The organism is Streptomyces sp. NBC_00846, assembly GCF_045207325.1.
GTDB lineage: Bacteria > Actinomycetota > Actinomycetes > Streptomycetales > Streptomycetaceae > Streptomyces.
The window spans coordinates 2,095,231-2,116,986 of record NZ_CP108846.1; the positions used below are offsets into that span (position 1 = coordinate 2,095,231).

Genomic DNA, 21,756 nt, shown 5'->3' on the forward strand with positions numbered 1-21,756 from the left:
ATGGGCGCCCTGAGCGGCTTTCAGGCGAGGGAGACGATCATCTTCCCGGTGTTCTCGCCGCGCAGCAGACCGAGGAACGCGTCGAAGCCGTTCTCGATGCCGTCGACGAAGGTCTCGCGGTACTTCAGCTCGCCCGAGGCCAGCCAGCCGGCCACCTCCTGGACGAACTGCGGCTGGAGCGCGGCGTGATCTCCGACGAGCATGCCCTGGATGCGCAGCCGCTTGCCGATGACGAGGGCGAGGTTGCGCGGGCCGGGGGTCGGCTCGGTCGCGTTGTACTGGGCGATCATTCCGCACAGGGTGACGCGGCCGTGCACGTTGAGCGAGGAGATCGCGGCTTCGAGGTGTTCGCCGCCGACGTTGTCGAAGTAGACGTCGATGCCGTCGGGGGCGGCCTCGCGCAGCTGCTCGGCGACCGGGCCGTTCTTGTAGTTGAAGGCCGCGTCGAAGCCGTACTCCTCGACGAGGAGCTTGACCTTCTCGTCGGATCCGGCCGAGCCGATGACCCGCGAGGCGCCCTTGAGCTTCGCCATCTGGCCGACCTGGCTGCCGACCGCACCGGCCGCGCCGGAGACGAAGACGGCGTCGCCCGCCTTGAAGGAGGCGACCTCGAAGAGGCCCGCGTAGGCGGTGAGACCGGTCATGCCGAGCACGCCGAGATAGGCGGAGAGCGGGGCGAGCGACGGGTCGACCTTCACCACGCGCTCGGCCGGGACCTCGGCGTACTCGCGCCAGCCGAGGCCGTGCAGGACGTGGTCACCGACCGCGATACCCGCCGCGTTCGACGCGACGACCTCGCCGACCGCTCCGCCGTCCATGGGGTGATCGAGCTTGAAGGGCGGGGTGTACGACTTCACGTCGTTCATCCTTCCCCTCATGTACGGATCGACCGAGAAGTGCAGGTTACGGACGAGGACGCGCCCCTCGCCCGGAGCGGTGACCGGGGCCTCACGCAGTGCGAAATCCTCGGCCTTCGGCCAGCCGTGCGGGCGGGCCACGAGGTGCCATTCACGGCTGGACGCGGGAAGTGCTGCAGACATGGGCTCCGGGTCTCCTCAATGAAAATACTTCATGATGTGAAACAACCATGCTCCTGGATATTTCATATTGTCAAGTAACCGGTTATCGTGGATGTCATGGCCACCACCCGTACAGACCCTCTGACCCTCGAAGTCGTCGAGCTCATCGGCACCGTCGTGGCGCGTTACTACGAGGAGTACGACGAGGCCGCGGCGGCCCACTCCCTCACCGGCGCCCAGGCGCGCGTTCTCGGGCTGCTCGCCCTGGAGCCGATACCCATGCGCAGGATCGCCCAGAAGCTGAAGTGCGAGCCGTCGAATGTCACCGGCATCGTCGACCGGCTGGAGACCCGCGGCCTGGTGGAGCGCAGGCCGGATCCGGCCGACCGGCGGGTGAAGCTGGCCGCCCCGACGGAGAAGGGCGCGCGGACGGCGCAGGAGCTGCGCGATTCGCTCACGTTCGCCCGGGAGCCGCTGGCCGAGTTGTCGGACGAGGACCGGGCGACGCTGCGGGACCTGCTGCGGCGCATGCTGGGAGAGTCGGGCCCGCGCCGCGACTGAGGGCCGGGCGTGGCCGGGGGCCGGGCGGGCTCGGGGCAGAACGCTCAGGAGCAGAACCAGGTCAGGGGCAGACCTGGGTGAGGAGCCACCCTGGGCAGGAGCAGAACGCTCAGGAGCAGAACCAGAGGAACCAGCACGTCTCGGAGCGGGTCGGCGTCGGCGTCGGGGTGGGCGACGCCGGGGGTGCCGGCCGCGTCGGTCCGCCACCGGGCCGGGCCGGTTCCGACGGATCGCCGGGCGCCCCCTCGGTGGCGTCGGGGCCGGGCGCCAGGTCCATGGAGGCGGAGGGCGCGGCGGATTCCGGTACCGGCGCGGCGGCGGAATCCTCGGGGCGGGGGCTGTCCGCGCCGGAACCCTCGGGGCGGGCGCTGCCCATCGCCCCGCCCGCACCCGTGGCACCGGCGGGATGCGCATCGGTGGCCGGGAGCACGGACGGGCCGTCCACCGGGCCCGGCCGTTCGGCCGCGCCGCTCGCCGAGCGGGCCGGGGCCGGCTCGGTCGTATCCGGGACCGCTTCGCGTACGTAGTCCGAGGCGCGGTCGTCGCCGTTCGGCTCGATGGCCAGCTCGGCCAGGCTCAGCATCCCCGCCGCGAGCACCACGCCGATTGCGACGAGCAGGGCCGTCCGGCCCCGACGGCGGTGTGCGCGCTTGCCACGCCGCTGCGCCCCGGCCCTCCGGTCCGGCCTGCGGGAACCGGAGGTGCCGCGCGTGGGGCGGGCGGCATCGCGCCCACCGCGGCGTCCCCCGGGCCGGGGCGGTGCGGACGGTTCGCGCTCCGCATCCGGCTCGTGGCCGGCAAACGCGGGCGTGGCGTAGTGGCTCGGCGCCTCCGCGGGGGTTCCGCATCCGGCGCAGGCCAGGGCGCCGTTGAGATGCCGTTGACACGGGTGGCAGTAATCCATGGCGCCCGCAGATTAGATGCCGGTAGGACAACATGGATAGCCGTCCATGTGAGGATCCTGTGTGGAATCGTTGAAACCATGACCGCGCCCACGCCTTTCGGCCCTCGTGAGTTCCAGCTCGTCCTGCTGCGCCGGATGGCCGACCATCAGCCCGCCCTCGTCGACGAGGCCCGGCAGGAGCTGAGTGCCTCGCTCGCCGAGATGCGGGAGGCCAACAGGCGTTGGCAGGCCATGGTGCGGGCGCCACGGGGGCGGGGCGCCCTGCGGCGCTACCGTTCGGTGCTCGGCGAGCCCGAGTCGTCCGTGCACCGCACGATCGGCGATCTGGAGTGCGACGCGCTGCTGTGGCCGGTGCCGCTCTGGCCGGATCTGCGGTTCGAGGTGATGGTCGCGCCGGGCGGGGCCGTATGGAACGAATGGCTGGTGCGGGCGCCGGGAGCGCCGGGCCCCGAACTGCGTACGGTCCAGGATCTGCGCCCCTGGTCGGGCACGGTGGACGAGGTCGCCCGGGCCTTCGCTCCGGCCCGTCCGATGGAGGGCAGCGCGCCGACCCGGTGGGCGCTCGCGATCGACGCGCCCGACACGGGTGAATCGTATGTCGCCGAATTCACCTGGGGGCTGTTCCAGCGACTGCTGCCCGGCTGACCTCTGCGTACCGCGTGCTCTGTCACTCCGTCAGCCCCGCACCCCCTACGGCTCATCCCGACGGGCGCGACGACTCCGAACGGCGCACGATGCGAAGAGAGCCGGCTGCCGCCGGAATCCCCTCAGTGCTCTCGGGAGAACCTGCCGTGACCGTCAGCCTTGAGCAGTTGCGCCGTTGCCATGTCGCCGTCGACCTCGGGGCCGCCCGGACCCGTGTGTACGTCAAGGGTCTCGGGCTCGTCGTCGACGAGCCGAGCGCCGCCGCCATGAACACCCGTACCGGCTCGCTCATCGCCGTCGGCGAACTCGCCGAACAGATGACGGGCCGCACCCCCGACTACATCCGGGTGGTCCGCCCGGTCACCGGTGGAACCGTCATCGACATCGAGATGGCCCAGCGGATGCTCCGCCAGCTGCTCGGCGAGAAGCTCCGCCGCCAGCTGCGCCGCAAGCCCCGGCTGCGGGCCGCCGCCTGCACCCCGCACGACAGCGATCCGCTCGCCCAGCGGGCCACCATCGAAACCCTGGTGGGGCTGGGCGCGCGGCGGGTCGAGCTGGTCGACACCCTGATCGCGGCGGCCGTCGGCTGCGGGCTCCCCGTCGAGCAGCCGACCGCGACCATGATCATGGTGTGCGGGGCGGCGACCACTCAGATCGCGGTGCTCTCGCTCGGCTCGATCGTGACCGCCGTACGTGTCCCGGTCGGCGGCGACGCCATCGACCACACGGTGATCCAGTATCTGCGCCACCACCACGAGTTGATGCTGCCGAGCCAGTCCGTACGACCGCTGCAACTGGCGCTCAGCGGCAGCGGTCCGAGCTCGCACCGGCCCGCGACGACCGAGATCCACGGACGGGACGTGGCGACCGGTCTGGCCCGCTCGGTGGAGGTCGACACCGCCGCCGTGCGGAAGGCGATCCACGCCCCGCTGACCGTCGTGCTCGACGGTCTCGGCAAGATCCTGCGCGGCTGCCCGCCCGATCTGGTGGCCGACCTGGTCGACTGCGGGATCATGATGGTCGGCGGCAGCGCGCTGCTGCCCGGCCTCGACCAGATGCTGCGGGAGGCGACGGGCATGTCCGTGCACATCGCGGACCGGCCCGACGTGTGCTCCGTAATGGGGCTCGGTGCGATGCTGGACGGGAAGATCGAGCCGATGGTCCTCGACCCGCTCGCCTGCTGAGCCCCGCGGGGGTGCGCGCATGACCGACGAGACGGAGAACGGGGCGGCGGCGCACCCGCGCGCGGGGCCCCCGGACGCGGAGCCGGCCGACGCGACCGGCCGTGCGCGGGCTGCCCGGCTGCCGATGCTCCTGGAAGCGGTGCTGAGCGTCGGCACCGCTCTCGAACTGCGGGCCACTCTCCAGCAGATCGTGGACACCGCCACCGCGCTGACGGAGGCCCGCTACGGCGCGCTCGGCGTACTCGACCCAGGGCGCGGCACGATCACCGAGCTGTTCACCTCGGGCCTCGGCGACGCCGAGCGGCAGCGCATCGGGCGGTTCCCGGGCGGGCACTCGGGGATGCTCGGCCTCCTCATCGCCGAACCGCAGCCGCTGCGCTCCGACGATCTGACCACCGACCCGCGCTCCTGCGGGGTACCGCCCGGCCATCCGCCGATGCACTCCTTCCTGGGGGCACCGGTCCAGGCGCAGAACCAGGTGTTCGGCAATCTCTACCTCACCGAGAAGCGCACCGGCCGCTTCACCGATACGGACATGGCGCTGCTCAGGGTGCTGGCCTCGCAGGCCGGGATCGCGATCGGCAATGCCCGGCTGTACGAGGCGGCCCGGCAACGGGAGCGCTGGATCGAGGGGGCGGCCGCCGTCACCACCGCCCTGCTGTCGGGCGGGAACGCGGCCGACGCGCTGCTGACCGTCGCCGAGGGGGCCAGGGCACTCGCCGACGCCACCGCCGGGGTGATCCTCCAGCCGGACGAGAAGGGCGGCATGGAGATCGTCACCGCGTCCACGCTCGACGACCCGGCCGGGATCGTCGGTACGACCATCGAGCCCGGCTCCGCCGTGCTGGCCCAACTGCTGGGCGGGGAAGCGGTGTTCATCGAGGACTCCGCCACCGATCCACGGATGACGACGCATGTGCGGTCGCGGTTCGGGCCCAGCATGATGCTGCCGCTGCAGAGCGGCGGGCGGCTGATCGGCACCCTCGCCCTGCCCCGGCGGCGCGGCGCCCGCCCGTACACGGCCGTGGACCGGCAGCTGGCCTCGCAGTTCGCCTCGCAGGCCGCGCTCGCCCTGGTCCTGGCGGACGCCCAGCACGACCGGGAACAGCTCGCGGTGTACGAGGACCGGGACAGGATCGCCCGCGATCTGCACGACCTCGTCGTCCAGCGGCTGTTCGCGACCGAGATGATGCTCGAGTCGACGCGTCGCAGGGCCGCCGCCCCGGAGACGGACGAGCTGCTCGGCAAGGCCGTCGACGAGCTGGACTCCACCATTCAGGAGGTACGGACGGCGATCTTCGCCCTCCAGCAGCCACCCGCCGAGGTCCCCGCCACCTTCCGTGGCCGGGTGCTGCGCGAGACCGGGGGCGCCGCCGCCGTGCTCGGCTTCCAGCCGTCGGTGCACTTCAACGGGGCGGTCGACACGCTGGTCCGGGAGCCCGTGGACGGCCGGCTGCTCGCGGCGCTGCGGGGCGCGCTGGCCGCCGCGCACCGGCGGGCCGGGGTGTCGGCGATCGAGGTGGAGGTGGACGCGGCGGCCGTGGAGCCCGACGGGCGGGCCGCGGTCCGACTGTCGGTCGCCGACGACGGCCGCGAGGAGGATGGCTCGCGTTCGTCGACCTTCATCTGGCAGGCGCCGCTCTGAAAGCCACCCACGCGACCGTCATCGGGCAGGCGCACTCTCAAAGCCGCCCACGCGACCGTCATCGGGCAGGCGCCGCTCTGAGCGCGACGCGGGTGTTGGAGTGGGCGACACCGGCCTCCCGCTTGAGCCTGCGCAGCAGCCCGTCCAGGGCCGCGGTGTCGGCGACGGTGGCCCGTACGAGGTAGTCGTGGCCGCCGGTCACGTGCACCACCTCGGTGATGCCGGGCAGGGCGAGCACCGCCCGTTCGAACGCCTCGTTCGTCGTGTCGATACGCAGCGTCACGTCGATGAAGACGACGAGGCCCGTGCGGGTGTCGGCGGCCGGGTCGATGATCACGGTGAAGCCGCGGATGACACCGTCGCGCCGCAGCCGGCGCACCCGGTCGGCCGCGGCGTTGGCGCTGAGCCCGACCCGTACGCCCAGATCGCGGTACGAGATCCGGGCGTCCTCCTGGAGGATGCCGAGGATCTCCCTGTCCAGACGGTCCATACCGCGATTGTCTCAGCTTTGTTCGGTTCGCGACCTCGCAAGGCGCACCGGGGCCGTATCCGGGGCCGCGTTCGTGGCCGTTGCGCCACGGTCGGCTTCGGGCCGGCCTTCGGTGTACGCGTACGGGCACATGCGGACCCTTCAGCGCGAGAAGGGCCCTAGGGTGCGGTGGGTGACTTCTCTTCTGTGTGTACCGGATGACGGTTCCGTCCGTGAGGCCATCCGGTTCGGCGAGCACTCGCTGACGTACGACCGGCTGGCCCTTGCCTCCACCGCGCTCGCCGCGCGTCTCACCGGTGCCGGACGGGTCGCCGTCTGGGCCACGCCCACTCCCGGGACCGTGGTCGCCGTCGTGGCCGCGCTGCGGGCCGGGGTGCCGGCGGTGCCGCTCAATCCGAAGACGGGGACGCGCGAACTCGGGCACATCGTGGCCGACAGCGAACCGGGCGTGGTGCTGGCCGGGGCGGGCGACGTCCTCCCGCCGGTACTGGACGCGCTGGAGCGTATCGATGTCGAAACGGCCCCGGACGGGACGGCGTGCCCCACGCTCCCCGAGCCCTCCCCCGAGTCCCCCGCGCTGATCGTCTACACCTCCGGCACCACGGGCCCGCCCAAGGGCGCGGTCCTGCCGCGGCGGGCGATCGCCGCGTCGCTGGACGCGCTGGAGGACGCCTGGCAGTGGACCGGCGACGACGTGCTCGTCCACGCCCTGCCGCTGTTCCATGTGCACGGTCTGATCCTGGGCGTGCTCGGGCCGCTGCGCCGGGGCGGATCGGTGCGGCACCTGGGCCGGTTCTCGACCGACGGGGTGGCGCGGGAGCTGTCGTCCGGCGGCACGATGCTTTTCGGCGTACCGACGATGTACCACCGGCTGGCCGAGGCCCTCGACGGCTCCGGCCCGGACGCGGCCGGGCTGGCGAAGGCGCTGGCCGGGGCCCGGCTACTGGTGTCCGGGTCGGCCGCGCTGCCGGTCCACGACCACGAACGCATCGCGGCGGCGACCGGCCGCCGGGTCATCGAGCGGTACGGCATGACGGAGACCCTGATGAACACCGGCGTCCGGGCCGACGGCGAACCGCGTCCCGGCGCGGTCGGCGGACCCCTGCGCGGCGTCGGACTCCGTCTCGTCGAGGAGGACGGCACCGTCCTCACCGGCCCCGACACCATCGGCGAGATCCAGGTGCGCGGCCCGAACCTCTTCACCGGCTATCTGAACCGCCCCGACGCCACGGCCGCCGCGTTCACCGAGGACGGCTGGTTCCGTACGGGGGACATGGCCACCCGCGATCCCGACGGCTACGTACGGATCGTCGGCCGCAAGGCCACGGACCTGATCAAGAGCGGCGGGTACAAGATCGGCGCCGGTGAGATCGAGAACGCGCTCCTCGACCACCCCGGCGTCCGCGAGGCCGCCGTCACCGGTGAACCGGACCCGGATCTGGGCGAGCGCATCGTCGCCTGGGTGGTGCCGGCCGACCCCGCCGCGCCCCCGGCGAAGGACGAGCTCGCGGACCATGTGGCCGCCCAGCTGGCCCCGCACAAGCGCCCGCGTACGGTCCGTTACCTTCAGGCGCTGCCCCGCAACGACCTGGGCAAGATCATGAAGCGGTCGCTGTCCGCCTGACGGGTTACGGGCAGGGCCTTCGCCTGGATCAGGCCGGATCAGGACGGATCCGGCCTGATCGACGCATCCGGCCCGATCCAGGAGTTCCGGTGCCGAGCCGTCACGGCTGCGGGTTCTTCGCGTCGTACCGCACGAATCCGCGCCACCGCAGCCCCAGCAGCGACACGGCGACGACGCAGGCGATCCCGCCGCCGGTCACCGCCAGGCCGGGCGAGGTCAGGTCCGCGACCGATCCGGCGACGAAATCGCCGAGCCTCGGTCCGCCCGCCACGACGACGATGAACACGCCCTGCAGCCGCCCCCGCATCTCGTCCGGCACGGCCGCCTGGAGCATGGTGTTCCGGAAGACCATCGAGGTGGTGTCCGAGGCACCGGCGAGCGCCAGGAAGATCAGTCCGAGCCAGAGCTGACGGGTCAGGCCGAAGAGCGCGATGGCGGTGCCCCAGCAGACGACGGCGAGGAGCACGGCGAGGCCGTGGCGGCGGACGCGGCCCAGCCACCCGGAGAACACCCCGCCCAGCAGCGCCCCCAGCGCCGGGGCGGCGACCAGCAGTCCGGTGGTCTTCGCGTCACCGCCGAACCAGACCACGGCGACGACGGGGAACAGCGCCCGGGGATGGGCCAGCACCATGGCGCACATGTCGGTGAAGAAGGTCATCCGCAGATTGGGCCTGGTCCCCAGGAAACGCAGCCCGTCCGCGACGGATGCCCGCTTGACGCCCGTGTCTCCCGCCCGCTCCGGCAGCATCGAGGGCAGCCGCCACATCGCGTACAGCGAGGCGGTGAAGGTGACGGCGTCGACGGTGTACGCGGCCCGGTAGCCCCACCAGCCGACGATCAGCCCGCCGAGCATCGGCCCGACCAGCGTGCCGGTGGTGCCGGTCATGGAGTTGAGGGCGTTGGCGGCGGGCAGCTGCTCGGCCGGCAGCAGCCGGGCGATCATCGAGGTGCGGGCCGGTGAGTTGAGCGCGAAGCAGGCCGCCTGCAGGGCGACGATCGCGTACAGCAGCCCCACCTGTTCCACCCCGGCGACGGTGGCGACGACCAGCGCGACAGAGAGGATGAACGACCCCGAGGAGCTGGCGAGCCCCAGCTTGCGCCGGTCGATGGTGTCCGCGACGGCGCCGCCGTACAGCCCGAAGACGACCAGGGGCAGGAACGAACAGAACCCGATGAGCCCGACCGAGAAGGCGGACCCCGTGATGTCGTAGACCTGGAGCGAGACCGCGAGCGCGGTCATCCCCTGCCCGATCCAGGAGACCGTGTTCCCGAACCAGAGCCGCCGGTAGTGCGGGGAGGTCCGCAGCGGCGTCAGGTCGGCGAATATCCGGGGGCGGCGTCCGGGCTCTTCGGCTGTTTCGGCTGTCTCGGCTGTTTCGGCTGTTTCGGTCACAGCGGATGGTAGCGGCCGGTGTGCGTCCGACGGTCCGGTTGCGGCCATCGGGTGCGGCCCGTACGCCTGCGGGCCGCCACGTCAGGAAGCGCGGCCGGCCAGGCAGTTGGATCCCGCGTGTGCCCGCCTACCGCCAGTGGATTCCCGACGGGCGGGCGGGCGGGTACACGGTGTCGTTACAGGGTTGGGTACGGCGCTCGAACAGGGTGGCGTACAGACCGTTCCGGCCCAGGAGTTGCGTGTGCGTGCCCGACTCCACCATGCGTCCCTCGTCCAGGACGAGGATGCGGTCGGCGTCCGCGGCAAGGGCCAGATCATGTGTGATCACGATGGTGGTGCGCCCCTCGGCGAGGCGCCGCAGCGGTGCGAGGATGCGCCGTGCGGCCAGTCTGTCCAGCCCGGTGGTGGGCTCGTCGAGCAGCAGCACGGGCGCGTCGCGCAGCATGGCACGGGCGATCGCGATCCGCTGCAACTGCCCTCCGGAGAGCCGTGAGGTGCCGGTGGCAATGACAGTGTCATATCCCTCTGGCAAAGTCCGGATGAAGGCGTGGGCGTCGGCCGCACGTGCGGCCTCCACGACGTCACGGTGGGTCACATCGGCGCGTCCGCAAGCGATGTTCTCCTCGATGGTGTCGTGCAGGACGAGCGTCTCCTGCGGCAACAGGGTGATGTTCCGGCGCAAGTAGGTCAGTGGCAGCTGATCCACGGACACGCCGTCCAGCCGGATGCTGCCGGCATCCGGGTCGTAGAACCTCAGCAGCAGAGCCGCCAGCGTCGACTTGCCGGCGCCGCTGGGGCCGGTGATGACGAGTAGTTCCCCGGGGCTCGCGGTGAACGAGAGGTCCCGGAGAACGGGCTCGCTGCTGTCCGGGTAGTGGAAGAGGACCTGGCGCGCCTCCACCTCGCCGAGCGCACGGCTCCGGGACGGGGCGGGCACGGAGGCGGCCGGGTCGGTGACGGCGGGTCGGGCGTCCAGGATCTCCAGCAGCCGCTCGGCTCCCGCGGTCGCGGCGGTGGCCGTCAGACCGAGCTGGCCCAGGGAGCGGATCGGCGGGTAGAGGTAGCCGATGAAGGCGGCGAAGGCCAGGAGCTGTCCGAGAGTCATCCGGTCCGCGGAGATCTCCCACACCCCCAGGCCGATGACCGTCAGGACGCACAAGGTTTCGAGGACTTCGACGAGTTGCTCGTAGAACTCGGTGAGGCGGACGGCCCTCACCGCTGCCTTCAGCCGGATACGTGCCTTGCCGAAGAGCCGCGCCTCCTCGTCGGGCTGCCTGTTGTACGCCTGCGTCATGACGACATTGACCAGCGTCTCCTCGACGACCGCCGTGATGGCGCCGTCGGCGGCGCGGCCACGCCGGGACACCGCGCGCAGGGGCCGGGTGAATCGGCTGGTCGTGAACCAGAAGAGCGGCACCATGAGAAAGGTGGCGAGGGCCAGGTCCCAGCGCAGCCACAGGGCCGCGGCGGCGTAGAAGAACGTGCTGAACACGGCCGAGGCCGCCCCGACGATGCCGGACACCACGAGCGCCTCGATGGCCTCCACATCGCCGGTCAGCCGCTCCACCAGGTCACCGCGGCGATTGCGTTGGTAGAAGTGCGGCGGGAGGGTCTGGAGATGGCTGAAGACCCGCGCCCGCAGTCGCATCACGAAGCGTTCGGCGGTCCAGGCGGCGATCGAGTTGCCCAGATATCCCACCACCGCGCCGATGACGGCCACGGCGAGCCACTGGCCCGCCGGTTTCCAGAAAGCGCTGACGGAGCCGGTCTGCAGCGCCGAGTCGGTGAGTTCGGCGAACAGCAGCACGGTGATGGTCTCGGCGACTGCGGCGAGGACGGCGCACAGGAAGATGAGGACAAGCCAGCGCCGGTCTCCCGCGGTCATCGGCCAGAAGCGCCGGAACGCCACCATGATGGTGATGGGGTCGGTGCGGATCGGAATATCCGTCACCGCGTCCTGAGAAGTCCCTTCGGGGGGCGCTGGGCGCCGTGGTGAGCTGCGCAGGCGCATGGGCGTCACGTCACAGAGGTGCTCGGACTATGGAACATCTCCATAGGCGCGGACCCCAAGACCACGAGACAAACTCGCGCCGAAGCGCGAGCCTGCCTCGCTTGGGGATGGAGTCAGGGATTTTCGGGTCAGTAACCCCCGCGGCCTCCACGGCCTCCGCCGCCTCCGCCGCCTCCGTGGCGGCCGAAGTCCCGGCCGAAGTCCCGTCCGCGTCCGCCGCGGTCGCCTCCACGTCCGCGTCCGCCGCGTCCGTAGTCGCCGTAGTCCCTGTCCCTGTGGTCGAAGATGCTGCGTACCTTCATCTTCGCCTCCTTTGGAGGATGTCGCTGCGCCGCTCCTGACTCTTGCTGCGGCACTACCGACACTACGTCCGCCCTCTGCGGCCAACAACCCGTACAAGCCGTAATAAGAGCAAAACTCATGAAATACCGTAAATCTTCGGAGCGTTGCCATAAGTGACTCTCCGGAGACCCCCCGGAAGTACGCCCCCGTTGCCCCGGTCGAGTCCGTGGATCGCCCTCAGCAGACGGTTTCTCCGGACCGGGCGGCCGGCCCGTGCATTCCCTTGACGTGTTGCATGTGCGTCAGGACGCGGACCAGCCGGATGGCGAGGACGGCGCAGGCGATGTCGAGGAGGTCGGCGAACATGAGCAGGCCGAGTCCCACGTTCGCCGTGCCGATCGATTCGGCCATGTCGTAGACCGCTCCGCCGACCAGGTCGACGAAGCCCTGAACGAGCCAGAAGCCCCACCAGAGATTGATCGGGCCACGGCCCGGCCGATCGGGTGCATACGGCCCCTCGGGACGGCTCGCGTTCCAGATGTCGAGGGTGATCCGACGCGGGAACCACAGGTTGACGACCGGGACGAGCCAGCCCCAGCCGGTCCAGCTGCGGTGCCGTCGGTGAGTGCCGGGGGCGAAGACTTCGGCGTTGTCGCGCAACCGGTAGAGCCAGCACAGGTAAACGATTCCGGTGGTGATGTAGAGCAGGCTCTGGAGCAGGCCGAAGAGGTTGTGGACGAGCTGCCTGTTCTCGATCCCGGGAACCGAGAGCACAGCCGCCCCGGGATCCGTAGCGCCCCGCAGCAGACCGTACAGATATCCCCCCGAGGCGAGTGACAGTGCGTCCGTGACGATCACGGCGCCGAGCAGAAGAGAAGTGGCCAGTCCCAGACCGACCGGTGAGCGCAGCACCGCGAAGTAGGCGGGCGCGGGGGCGGCGGCGTGCGTCGCGTTCGTATTCACACTCCGACCAGCGATTCCACCGCCCCGGGCGTCACACCCGTGTACGTGTCATTGGTTCGGCCGGGCCGGGGTCATGGTTCGGCCGAGCCCGGTGGGGAGCCGCGGAGGGTGGCCAGACGACGCCGATACTCGTCGTCGTCGATCTCGCCACGTGCGTACCGCTCGGCAAGGATCCGCTCCGCGGACGACGAGCCGGGCCCGGGCCAACCGGGCGCGACAGGGGGCTGGCCGCCGACAGGACGGCTCCGGCCGAATGCGCGGAAGAGCAGGGCGACGGCGATGATGACCAGCATCCAGAAGAGGATCATGCCGACCGACATCGCGAACCAGCCCCACGCACCCATGCCGTGGTCGTGCCAGTACATCATCGAAGATCACTCCCCCTTGCGTCCGGTGGGAGTGCGGGCCCTGCGCCCGCAGAGAGCCTTCGGTTCCATCCTCTCTCTCCCGAAGAGCACGGGCCCCTCTCTTTCCCGAAGAGCACGGGTCCCTAGAGCACGGGTCTCTTCCGAAGAGCACGGGCCCTGAAGAGCACGGACGGCAGCTACCGGGCGACCGGACCAAACAAGCACTTTATGTAACCGAGCAGGTACTGTATGTGATGTGTTCGTGTTGCGGCGTCACTCCCGGTCGGCGGCCACAGCGGCCCTCGCCGCGGTGCTGGCAGCCCTCATGCACGTGCTGGCCTGCGCCCATGGGCCCGAGCTCGGCCGCGCGGCCGTGTCCGACTCACTTCCGGTCGCGGCCGTGGCCGTGGGCAGGACTGCTGTGCCCGCGTCGGGCCCGGTGTCCGCGCCGGTCGCCGGGGAGCGGGGGCTGCGGTTCGCCGAATGCGCGGGGAGCGATGACCCCGGTGTGCTGTCCCGGGACGTGTGCGTGGCACCGGCACCGGAGGTGATCGCGCCCGCGAGCGTGGTGGAGCCGGAGCCACTGGCGGTTGCCCGGCGCAGAGCGCCGGAGGCGGGGGCGCCCGGGGAGCACGGCGAACAGCAACGGGTGCGGGCGGTGCTGGGGGTGTGGCGGACGTGATCGGGACCTGCCGCGCGGTGTGACGGGAGTGGCCGGATGGCCCCGTCGTGCCGTGGTGGCGTTCGCGTCCTGAACAGCCGTCACGATCACGCGGCCCGCCGAGGGCGGGGTCGCGGGAGACCACACGCCATGAATTCTCCGCACACCTGCACCACTTCCACTTCCGCTTCCGCTTCCGCCTCCGCCGGTTCGCCCGCACGGTTGCTCGCGTCCGGACCAGCCGCACAAACGCCGGCCGGACTCGTCGGCGATACCCCGCTGTTGTGGGTCGGTGAGCCGTTCACCACCGCCGGCCACGGGTTCTGGGCGAAACTCGAAGGGCACAACCCCGGCGGGATCAAGGACCGGACCGCGCTGTACATGGTGGCCCGCGCACGCGAACGCGGCGAACTGCTGCCGGGAGCGCCGATCGTGGAGTCCACTTCCGGCACCTTGGGCCTGGGCCTGGCGCTGGCCGGGGTGACATTCGGGCATCCGGTGGCAGTGGTCACCGACCCCGGCATGGAGCCGCTGATGCGTGGTCTGCTCACCGCCTACGGCGCCGAACTGCATGTGGTGACCGAGCCGCATCCGGTGGGAGGCTGGCAGCAGGCCCGCCGCGAGGAGGTCGACCAGCTGCTGGCGACCCGGCCGGACGCCTGGTGCCCGGATCAGTACCACAATCCCGACAACGTGGCCGCCTACGCCCCGTTGGCCCATGAGCTGATCGCCCAGCTCGGCCGCATCGACACCCTGGTGGTGAGTGTGGGCACCGGCGGGCACTCGGCCGGTATCGGCCGGGTGTTGCGCGGCTTCTTCCCCGCCCTGCGGATCGTGGGGGTCGACACCTGCGGCTCCACCATCTTCGGTCAGCCCGCCGCACCGAGGCTGATGCGGGGGCTGGGTTCCAGCATCTACCCGCGCAACGTCGACTACGCCCTGTTCGACGAGGTGCACTGGGTCGCCGCCGGTGAGGCGGTCTGGTCGGCCCGCGCCCTGGCGAGGGCCCGGTACGCGACGGGCGGGTGGAGCGTGGGCGCGGTCGCGTTGGTCGCCCGCCGGCTGGCCGCCTCATCGGCGGCGGAGACACGGATCGCCGCGGTGTTCCCCGACGGCCCGCAGCGGTACGTGGGCACGGTCTTCGACGACGCCTGGTGCCGTACTCACCAATTGCTCGGCCAGGAACCCGCCGACGCGCCGGACGAACTGGCGCATCCCGGTGAGCGGGTCGTCGCACGCTGGAGCCGCTGCGCGACGGTCCTCGATCCGCTGGCCGGGACCGCCCGCACGGCCGTCGAGGAGCGCGGGCTGGCGGGGGTGGCCCGGTGAAGACGCTGCTGGCGAAAACCCGGAGCTTCTCTCCGGCGGTGCGGCTGCTGATGGTGAACCAGTTCGCCATCAACCTCGCGTTCTACATGCTCATGCCCTATCTCGCCGCTCACCTCGCAGGGCAACTGGGGCTGGCGGCCTGGGCGGTGGGCCTCGTGCTGGGGGTACGGAACTTCTCCCAGCAGGGCATGTTCCTGATCGGCGGCACCATCGCCGACCGCTTCGGCTACAAGGCCCCGATCATGGTCGGCTGCCTGCTGCGCACCGGCGGGTTCGCCCTGCTGGGGTGGGTCGACAGCCTGGCCGCCCTGGTGGCCGCGTCGGCGGCCACCGGGTTCGCCGGGGCCCTGTTCAACCCGGCCGTGCGCGCCTACCTCGCCGCCGAGGCCGGCGAGCGGCGGGTGGACGCCTTCGCCGCGTTCAACGTCTACTACCAGGCCGGGATGCTGCTGGGCCCGCTGGTCGGACTCGCCCTGCTGGCAGCCGACTTCCGCCTGGTGTGCACCGTCGCGGCCGCCATTTTCGCCGCGCTCACCATGCTCCAGGGCCGCGCACTGCCTGCCCGCCGCGCCACCGCCGTCAAGAACGGAGGAGATGCGGGCGGGGTGCTCGCGCAGTGGCGCCTGGTGGTGGCCAACCGGCCGTTCCTGCTGTTCTCACTCGCGATGATCGGCTCCTACGTACTGACCTTCCAGGTCTACCTGGCCCTGCCCATGGCCGCCGACGCCGCGCTCGGGACCGACGGCACGAAGGTCACGAGCGGCCTGTTCGTGCTCTCCGCCGCGGTGGCGGTCGCCGGACAGCTCAGGCTGACCGCCTGGGCGAAGGCGCGGTGGAGCCGTTCGCAGACGATCGTGCGCGGGCTGGCCGCGATGGGCCTGGCGTTCACCCCGCTCGCCCTCGCCCAGGCCGCCGGTACGGGGATGTGGCGGACCCCGGTCGAGCTGGCGGCCCTGACTGCGGCCGTCGTCCTGCTGGCGGCGGGCAGTGCGGTGGTCTACCCGCTGGAGATGGACACCGTCGTGGCACTCTCCGGCAACCGGCTGGTGGCCACGCACTACGGCCTCTACAACACCGTTTCCGGCCTCGGTATCACGCTGGGGAACCTGGCCACCGGCGCACTGTGGGACTTCGCCGCCGCCCATCACGCGCTGTGGCTGACCTGGGCGGCGCTGACGGTGACCGGGCTGGGCTGTGCCGGTGCCGTGTCCGGGCTGGCGCGCACCGGCCGCATCGGCGCCCAGGCACCCCTGCCGCTGACCGTCTGAACCCGGCACCACAACGAGTACGACCCCGGGGGCTGCGGGTCCATGGCGTGAACAGGCCGAGGCCGGGACCCGCAGCACCGCTGGGTGGCGGGCGTCGCATCCGCTCCCGTAAATACCCCCCCTGGTATCTCTGCTACGGTAGATGACAGATACCCCGGGGGGTAAAATTTCGAGGGAGATTCCGTGTTCTTTGCCGACACCCTGGAGACCGGAGGTCTTGGCAACCGCAGCCACCCGGCCGGGGGAGCCCGGGCAGCCGTCGTCGTGGACCCGCCCCGGGACATCGACCGGGTGATCGCCGCCGCCGCGGAACGCCGTGTGCGGATCGTCGCCCGACGCGGTGGCGGTCGCCGCGCGCCCGGAGCCGTGCACGCGCTCTCGCCGCGGCTGCTCGCCGAGCGCCCGGTGTCCTGCGCCGATGTGACGGATGGCACGAGGACATGGAGCGCGGCGAGGCTCACCGGACGCGGCCTCGCGGGGACCGCACCCACCGCGCGCCGCCTCGCAGGCGCCACGCTCAACGCACGCCGCCTCGCGGGCGCCGCCATATGACCGCGTTCCTGCTGGCCCTGGCCGCCGGTGCGCTGGTGGGCCTGGCCCTTGGATCACTGGGGGCCGGCGGCAGCATCCTGACGGTCCCCGCGTTGATCTATCTGCTCGGCTTCAGCCCGGCAGAGGCGACCACAGCCAGCCTGATCATCGTCATCGTCACGTCACTGACCGCCCTCGTGGCCCACGCGAGGACGGGTGCCGTGAACTGGCGTGCGGGACTGCTGTTCGCCGCGGCGGGAATCCTGCCCGCCGCGGCGGCGGGACTACTGTCCGCGCACATCCCCGCCGCCGCGCTCACCCTGGCCTTCGCCGTGCTGGCCGCGATGGCCGCCCTGCGCATGCTGCGCCGCAGGACCCCCACAGGCAGCGGTACGGTCTCGACAGGGCGTGCGGCAGGGGCCGGCGCCGGACTGGGCGCGGTCACCGGGTTCCTGGGAGTCGGCGGCGGCTTCCTCGCCGTCCCGGCGCTGGTGGCCGTACTGGCCGTACCGATGAGCGCGGCCGTCGGCACGAGTCTGCTGGTCATCATCGCCAACGCGCTCGTGGCCCTGGCGGCCCGGACGGCCACCGATGTCACCCTGGACTGGGCCCTGATCATGCCGTTCATCGCAACGGCGGTTCTGGGCGCCTGGGACGGCAAACGCCTGACCGCCAAGGTCGCACCGGGCACACTCCAGCGCGTCTTCGGCATTCTGCTGCTGGCCGTCGCCGTGACGATGGCAGTGGGTGTCGTGCTGTGACACCCCACGGGGCGAGCGTTCGGGCCGGTGACGGGAATCAGGCCAGTGACAGGAAGAGTTTCTCCAGCCGGGCCCGCATCTGCACCGAGTCCCGCACCTGCGGATCGTCGCTGGTCATGCACTGCTGCAGCCCCGTCGCGATGATCGAGAACCCGGCCCGGTCCAGGGCGCGGGAGACGGCGGCCAGCTGCGTGACGACGTCCTCGCAGTCCCGCCCCTCCTCGATCATCCTGATCACGCCGGCGAGCTGGCCCTGCGCACGCCGAAGCCGGTTCAGCGCCGATTTCAGCTCATCGGCCGTCATGTCGAGTTCCACATCTCCTCCTCCATATATGCCCCTTATACCCCCATGGGTATCGTACGTCGAAGGCAACCCATTTCCGAAAGGCATTGTTCCGTGACCACCCCCGCCTCCCTGACCTCCTCCCAGGCGTCCGCCCGTTACGCGGAATTCACCGTGATCGACGTCCGAACTCCCGGCGAGTACGCCGGCGGCCACCTTCCGGGCGCCCACAACATCCCCCTGGACCGGCTGCACGAGGCCGCCGGCGCGCTGAAGGACGCTTCGGCCCTCGCACCGCTGCTGGTGGTGTGCGCCTCCGGCAACCGCTCGGCCAAGGCGTGCACCCAGCTGTCCGGCCTGGGGATCGAGGCCACAACCCTGGAGGGCGGGACCAGCGGCTGGGCGGCCGCGGGCCACCCCGTCGAGCGGCCAGCCGGAGCGCGCTCCGGCTGGCCGATGGACCGCCAGGTCCGGCTGGCCGCCGGGTCGCTGGTCGTCGTCGGCTTCCTCGCGGGTTTCGCCTGGCAGCCGGCGCACTGGCTGTCCGGCGCGGTCGGCGCCGGCCTCGTGTTCTCCGGCGTGACCAACACATGCGGGATGGCCGCGATCCTGGCCAAGCTCCCCCACAACCGGCCCCCCAGGAACACCGCGTCCTTCCAGGACACGCTCACGCGCCTGGCCTCCTGATCGGCAAGCCGGGAAAGGCGCCGCGCGGGCATCGCGATGATGTCGCTCTTCTGCCGGCGGACGGGGTGCCCGGGTGCCATCGTCGACCGGCAAAAGTCGACATACAGACCCACCCGACGGGCCTCGAGGAGTCGGTCCGGAGCAGCGACGGCATCCACCTCAACGCCCGCGGCCAGGCCGTCCTCGGCACCGAGTTCATCCGCGCCCTGAGCACCCGGCCGGGGAACGGCTGAGGGGGCGGGCACGGAGGACACGGGGTCGACTCCGAAGCCGGGGCCATGCGTGTCGGTGCCTCAGATGCCCGTGGGCGGCGAGGTTGAGGCCACAGGCGTAGTCAAGCGCGTCCCCGGGGCAAGCCCCTTGGGGTCATTCTGCCTGCCCGGCTCAAGGTCGACGACGAGGGCGAGCCCGGAGACGGAGTGCCGCCCCCGCCGACCTCCGCTGCCGGAGCTCTGCCCCGGGTAGTCCGTCGGCGACAACCGAGCACACGTACGCACGACCTCACCCCCCGCGCGCTGCCATCACGCCACCAACCGCTTCGACACTTCGGCCGAGCATTGGCCGAGCCAATGATCTCAACGGCAACAAAAAGGCCCCCGCCGACTCGGGGGCTCTCTGTTGTTGCTGGTCAAACGGGTGAACTGTTACAGCTCGGCGGTGGGGCGGGTGGGACTCGAACCCACGGCCGACGGATTATGAGTCCGCTGCTCTAACCGGCTGAGCTACCGCCCCTTTTCGGCGTGGCGCGTACAAGTGTGCGCGCCGTCTGCCGCAGCATAGCCGGTCATACGATCTCTCGCTCCGGATGGTCGGCCACCCATGACCACGAAGACCGTGTTGCGCCCTGCCCGGTTCCGGACAGTGCGAAGTGGACGCGAAAGAATTACCTGAGCCCCACACGCACCACGCCGCGCACCCCGGTGCCGGACGGCCGTGGGCACGGCCACGGACACGCGAAAAAGGACCCCGCAGGGTCCTCTTCCGTTCCGCTCCCCCGACTGGACTCGAACCAGTAACCCTCCGGTTAACAGCCGAATGCTCTGCCAATTGAGCTACAGGGGATCGCGCTCCCCCGACTGGACTCGAACCAGTAACCTGCCGGTTAACAGCCGGCTGCTCTGCCAATTGAGCTACAGGGGATTGCTGCGTTCGCAACGGACTCCACCTACCTGGCTGCTGCCGGGCGGCGAACGTTCGCTGCGACACATACATTAGCGCAAGCAGGGGGGTGCTTTGCCAATCGGTATCGCCCGGGGTGATCTCGGGTGCCCGCGGGTAGGCGGGCAGCACACGTCGCACTGAGCAAGGAAGGGTGGCAGCCATGCGGTACCGGCTCACGTTCATCGCCGGACTGGCCCTCGGATACGTGATCGGCACGCGGGCCGGGCGCGAGCGCTACGAGCAGATGAAGAAGTCCGCACGTCAGTTCGCGCAGAATCCGGCCGTGCGCAATACCGCCGAGTCCGCGGCGCGCAGCGGCCGCGATCTGGCCGACAAGGCCTGCCACGTGGTCGGCGAGAAGGTCGGCGAGAAGGTACCCGCGTCGGTGGCCGGCCGGGTGCGCTCGCTGCGGGACCGCAGGCGGAACGGCCAGAACGGCGAGGACGACTGGGGCACCACCAACACGTAGCCGGACGGGCCGCCCGCCCGCTGCCGCACCACCGGTACGGAAACACTCCGGCGGTGCGGCAGAATCTTGGGCATGGGCATAGTCGCCGGCTTGGACAGTTCTTCCGCCTTCACACACATCGTCGTCTGCGATACGGACACCGGTGCCGTACTGCGCCGGGGATACGCCGCACATCCCGTCGAGGCGAAGGCCACCGAGGTCGATCCGCAGGCGTGGCTGCTCTCACTCGGTGAGGCCGCCGACGGCGGGCTGCTCGAAGGTGTGCAGGCCATCGGGGTCTCCGCGCAGCAGCACGGCCTGGTGCCGCTGGACCACCAGGGCAATCTCGTGCGTCCGGCGCTGCTCGGCAATGACAAGCGTGCGCAGGTCGCCGCAGCCGATCTGGTCGAGGGGCTCGGCGGGCGGCAGGCCTGGGCCGAGGCGGTCGGGGCGGTGCCGCAGGCCGCGCAGCCGGTGTCGAAGCTGCGCTGGCTGGCGCGGACGGAGCCGGAGGCGGCCCGGCGCGTGGCCTCGGTGCTGCAGCCGCACGACTGGCTGGTGTGGCAGTTGCTGGGGCGGCCGTCCCGGCGGACCACCGACCGGGGCGCGGCATCCGGCACCGGTTACTGGTCGGCGGGCAGTGGTTCCTACCGGCCCGATCTGGTGGAGCTCGCGCTCGGGCACCAGGCCGCGCTGCCCGAGGTGCTCGGCCCCTCCGACGCGGCCGGGACCACGCCCGAGGGGCTGCTGATCTCCGCAGGGACCGGCGAGACGATGGCGGCGGCGTTCGGGCTGGGGGTCGGGGTCGGCGACGCGGTCGTGTCGCTGGGCGCGTCGGGTTCGGTCATGGCCGTGCACCACGAGGCACTGTCCGATCCCAACGGAATGATCACCTCGTTCGCGGACGCGACGGGCATGCATCTGCCGGTGGTGTACACGTCGAACGCGGTACGCGCGTTGCGCGGGAGCGCCGAGATGCTGGGCGTGGAGGGGCTGGAGGAGTTGTCCGCGCTGGCGCTGAAGTCGACAGCGGGCGCCTCCGGACTCGTACTCCTGCCGTATCTGGAGGGCGAGCGCACCCCGCATCTGCCGCACACGGCAGGGACGCTGTGCGGGCTGCGGCGCGAGTCGATGAAGCCGGAGCATCTGGCGCGGGCGGCGTTCGAGGGGATGCTGTGCTCGCTGGCCGACGCGCTCGATGTGCTGCGCGGCCGCGGGGTCGAGGTGCGGCGGGTGTTCCTGCTGGGCGCGGCGGCCGAACTGCCCGCCGTGCAGGGGCTCGCGCCCGCGCTGTTCGGTACGCAGGTGGTTGTGCCGCAGCCCGCGGAGTACGCGGCGCTGGGCGCGGCCCGGCAGGCGGCCTGGGCGCTGGGAGTCTCGCAGGGGACGGCGGATCCGCTCACTCCCCCGGCCTGGCAGGGTGCCGCGGCGCAAGTGCTGGAGCCGGGCGAGGAGCTGGCGGTCGGGCAGGCGGTCCGCCAGCAGTACGTGGCGACGCGGGACCAGATCCATCCGGGGGCGTTCGACTCCGCGCCCTGAGCCGCACACCCTGCGTGACA

General features: G+C 71.4%; 20 protein-coding genes, 3 tRNA genes and 1 pseudogene. 13 read left to right on the top strand and 11 right to left on the bottom strand.

Features of this window, described 5'->3' with window-relative positions; genetic code table 11:
* Window positions 1-20 precede the first annotated feature (20 nt).
* Window positions 21-1,040, bottom strand: coding sequence for an NADP-dependent oxidoreductase (locus OG936_RS09720; RefSeq protein ID WP_406493939.1), 1,020 nt, complete (start codon window positions 1,038-1,040; stop codon window positions 21-23).
* Between the two features lie 96 nt (window positions 1,041-1,136).
* Between OG936_RS09720 and OG936_RS09725 the strand changes: the two genes are divergently transcribed.
* Window positions 1,137-1,580, top strand: coding sequence for a MarR family winged helix-turn-helix transcriptional regulator (locus OG936_RS09725; RefSeq protein WP_383756471.1), 444 nt, complete (start codon window positions 1,137-1,139; stop codon window positions 1,578-1,580).
* A 109-nt stretch (window positions 1,581-1,689) separates the two neighbouring features.
* Here OG936_RS09725 and OG936_RS09730 read toward each other — a convergent pair whose 3' ends face one another.
* Window positions 1,690-2,484: a hypothetical protein gene (locus OG936_RS09730; RefSeq protein ID WP_406493941.1), complete on the bottom strand. Its 795-nt coding sequence runs from the start codon at window positions 2,482-2,484 to the stop codon at window positions 1,690-1,692.
* A 78-nt stretch (window positions 2,485-2,562) separates the two neighbouring features.
* Here OG936_RS09730 and OG936_RS09735 point away from each other — a divergent pair, with 78 nt between their 5' ends.
* From OG936_RS09735 to OG936_RS09745, 3 genes are all read left to right on the top strand, one after another.
* Window positions 2,563-3,129, top strand: a complete 567-nt coding sequence (locus tag OG936_RS09735) for a hypothetical protein (RefSeq protein WP_405681710.1) — start codon at window positions 2,563-2,565, stop codon at window positions 3,127-3,129.
* Window positions 3,130-3,275: 146 nt separating this feature from the next.
* Window positions 3,276-4,313, top strand: coding sequence for a rod shape-determining protein (locus OG936_RS09740; RefSeq protein ID WP_406493943.1), 1,038 nt, complete (start codon window positions 3,276-3,278; stop codon window positions 4,311-4,313).
* 19 nt (window positions 4,314-4,332) lie between these two features.
* Window positions 4,333-5,958, top strand: a complete 1,626-nt coding sequence (locus tag OG936_RS09745; RefSeq protein ID WP_406493945.1) for a GAF domain-containing protein — start codon at window positions 4,333-4,335, stop codon at window positions 5,956-5,958.
* Window positions 5,959-6,016: 58 nt separating this feature from the next.
* Here the strand turns inward: OG936_RS09745 and OG936_RS09750 are convergent, their stop codons facing one another.
* Window positions 6,017-6,448, bottom strand: a complete 432-nt coding sequence (locus tag OG936_RS09750; RefSeq protein ID WP_266746069.1) for an Lrp/AsnC family transcriptional regulator — start codon at window positions 6,446-6,448, stop codon at window positions 6,017-6,019.
* A 172-nt stretch (window positions 6,449-6,620) separates the two neighbouring features.
* On the opposite strand from OG936_RS09750, the gene OG936_RS09755 reads away from it, so the two are divergent.
* The gene (locus tag OG936_RS09755) at window positions 6,621-8,072 is read left to right on the top strand and encodes an acyl-CoA synthetase (protein WP_406493948.1); all 1,452 of its coding nucleotides are present in this window, start codon (window positions 6,621-6,623) and stop codon (window positions 8,070-8,072) included.
* 100 nt (window positions 8,073-8,172) lie between these two features.
* Here the strand turns inward: OG936_RS09755 and OG936_RS09760 are convergent, their stop codons facing one another.
* The 4 genes from OG936_RS09760 to OG936_RS09775 form a co-directional block, all read right to left on the bottom strand.
* A complete protein-coding gene (locus OG936_RS09760) occupies window positions 8,173-9,378 on the bottom strand; it encodes an MFS transporter (RefSeq protein ID WP_406500384.1) in 1,206 nt (401 codons plus the stop codon).
* Window positions 9,379-9,592: 214 nt separating this feature from the next.
* Window positions 9,593-11,377, bottom strand: coding sequence for an ABC transporter ATP-binding protein (locus tag OG936_RS09765; RefSeq protein ID WP_406500385.1), 1,785 nt, complete (start codon window positions 11,375-11,377; stop codon window positions 9,593-9,595).
* A gap of 618 nt (window positions 11,378-11,995) precedes the next feature.
* On the bottom strand, window positions 11,996-12,721 hold the full coding sequence (locus OG936_RS09770) for a DUF4328 domain-containing protein (RefSeq protein ID WP_406493950.1): 726 nt from the start codon (window positions 12,719-12,721) through the stop codon (window positions 11,996-11,998).
* A gap of 71 nt (window positions 12,722-12,792) precedes the next feature.
* Window positions 12,793-13,089, bottom strand: a complete 297-nt coding sequence (locus tag OG936_RS09775; protein WP_406493951.1) for an SHOCT domain-containing protein — start codon at window positions 13,087-13,089, stop codon at window positions 12,793-12,795.
* Between the two features lie 235 nt (window positions 13,090-13,324).
* Here OG936_RS09775 and OG936_RS09780 point away from each other — a divergent pair, with 235 nt between their 5' ends.
* The 5 genes and pseudogenes from OG936_RS09780 to OG936_RS09800 all read left to right on the top strand — a co-directional run bounded on the left by OG936_RS09780 (window position 13,325) and on the right by OG936_RS09800 (window position 17,618).
* The gene (locus tag OG936_RS09780; RefSeq protein WP_406493953.1) at window positions 13,325-13,750 is read left to right on the top strand and encodes a hypothetical protein; all 426 of its coding nucleotides are present in this window, start codon (window positions 13,325-13,327) and stop codon (window positions 13,748-13,750) included.
* A 129-nt stretch (window positions 13,751-13,879) separates the two neighbouring features.
* Window positions 13,880-15,058 (top strand): PLP-dependent cysteine synthase family protein, encoded by a 1,179-nt coding sequence (locus OG936_RS09785; RefSeq protein ID WP_406493954.1) that lies wholly within the window; start codon window positions 13,880-13,882, stop codon window positions 15,056-15,058.
* Window positions 15,055-16,326, top strand: coding sequence for an MFS transporter (locus tag OG936_RS09790; protein WP_406493956.1), 1,272 nt, complete (start codon window positions 15,055-15,057; stop codon window positions 16,324-16,326). Before OG936_RS09785 ends, OG936_RS09790 begins: the two co-directional genes overlap by 4 nt.
* A 183-nt stretch (window positions 16,327-16,509) precedes the next feature.
* Window positions 16,510-16,653: pseudogene (locus OG936_RS09795) on the top strand (MBL fold metallo-hydrolase); the annotation flags it as partial.
* A gap of 221 nt (window positions 16,654-16,874) precedes the next feature.
* Complete coding sequence (locus tag OG936_RS09800) at window positions 16,875-17,618, top strand: sulfite exporter TauE/SafE family protein (protein ID WP_406493958.1); 744 nt, start codon at window positions 16,875-16,877, stop codon at window positions 17,616-17,618.
* Between the two features lie 37 nt (window positions 17,619-17,655).
* On the opposite strand, the gene OG936_RS09805 is transcribed toward OG936_RS09800, so the two are convergent.
* Entirely contained in the window at window positions 17,656-17,934 is a 279-nt protein-coding gene (locus OG936_RS09805) for a metal-sensitive transcriptional regulator (protein ID WP_266746077.1), read from the bottom strand.
* An 81-nt stretch (window positions 17,935-18,015) separates the two neighbouring features.
* On the opposite strand from OG936_RS09805, the gene OG936_RS09810 reads away from it, so the two are divergent.
* Window positions 18,016-18,588: a rhodanese-like domain-containing protein gene (locus OG936_RS09810; protein WP_406493959.1), complete on the top strand. Its 573-nt coding sequence runs from the start codon at window positions 18,016-18,018 to the stop codon at window positions 18,586-18,588.
* 658 nt (window positions 18,589-19,246) lie between these two features.
* Here OG936_RS09810 and OG936_RS09815 read toward each other — a convergent pair.
* The 3 genes from OG936_RS09815 to OG936_RS09825 all read right to left on the bottom strand — a co-directional run bounded on the left by OG936_RS09815 (window position 19,247) and on the right by OG936_RS09825 (window position 19,728).
* Window positions 19,247-19,320, bottom strand: a tRNA-Ile gene (locus tag OG936_RS09815).
* 257 nt (window positions 19,321-19,577) lie between these two features.
* Window positions 19,578-19,650: transfer RNA gene (locus tag OG936_RS09820), tRNA-Asn, on the bottom strand.
* A 5-nt stretch (window positions 19,651-19,655) separates the two neighbouring features.
* A tRNA-Asn gene (locus OG936_RS09825) sits at window positions 19,656-19,728 on the bottom strand.
* A gap of 181 nt (window positions 19,729-19,909) precedes the next feature.
* Between OG936_RS09825 and OG936_RS09830 the strand changes: the two genes are divergently transcribed.
* Together OG936_RS09830 and OG936_RS09835 are read left to right on the top strand one after the other, a co-directional pair.
* Complete coding sequence (locus tag OG936_RS09830) at window positions 19,910-20,218, top strand: YtxH domain-containing protein (protein WP_383756437.1); 309 nt, start codon at window positions 19,910-19,912, stop codon at window positions 20,216-20,218.
* Between the two features lie 72 nt (window positions 20,219-20,290).
* A complete protein-coding gene (locus tag OG936_RS09835) occupies window positions 20,291-21,736 on the top strand; it encodes an FGGY family carbohydrate kinase (protein WP_406493960.1) in 1,446 nt (481 codons plus the stop codon).
* Window positions 21,737-21,756 lie beyond the last annotated feature (20 nt).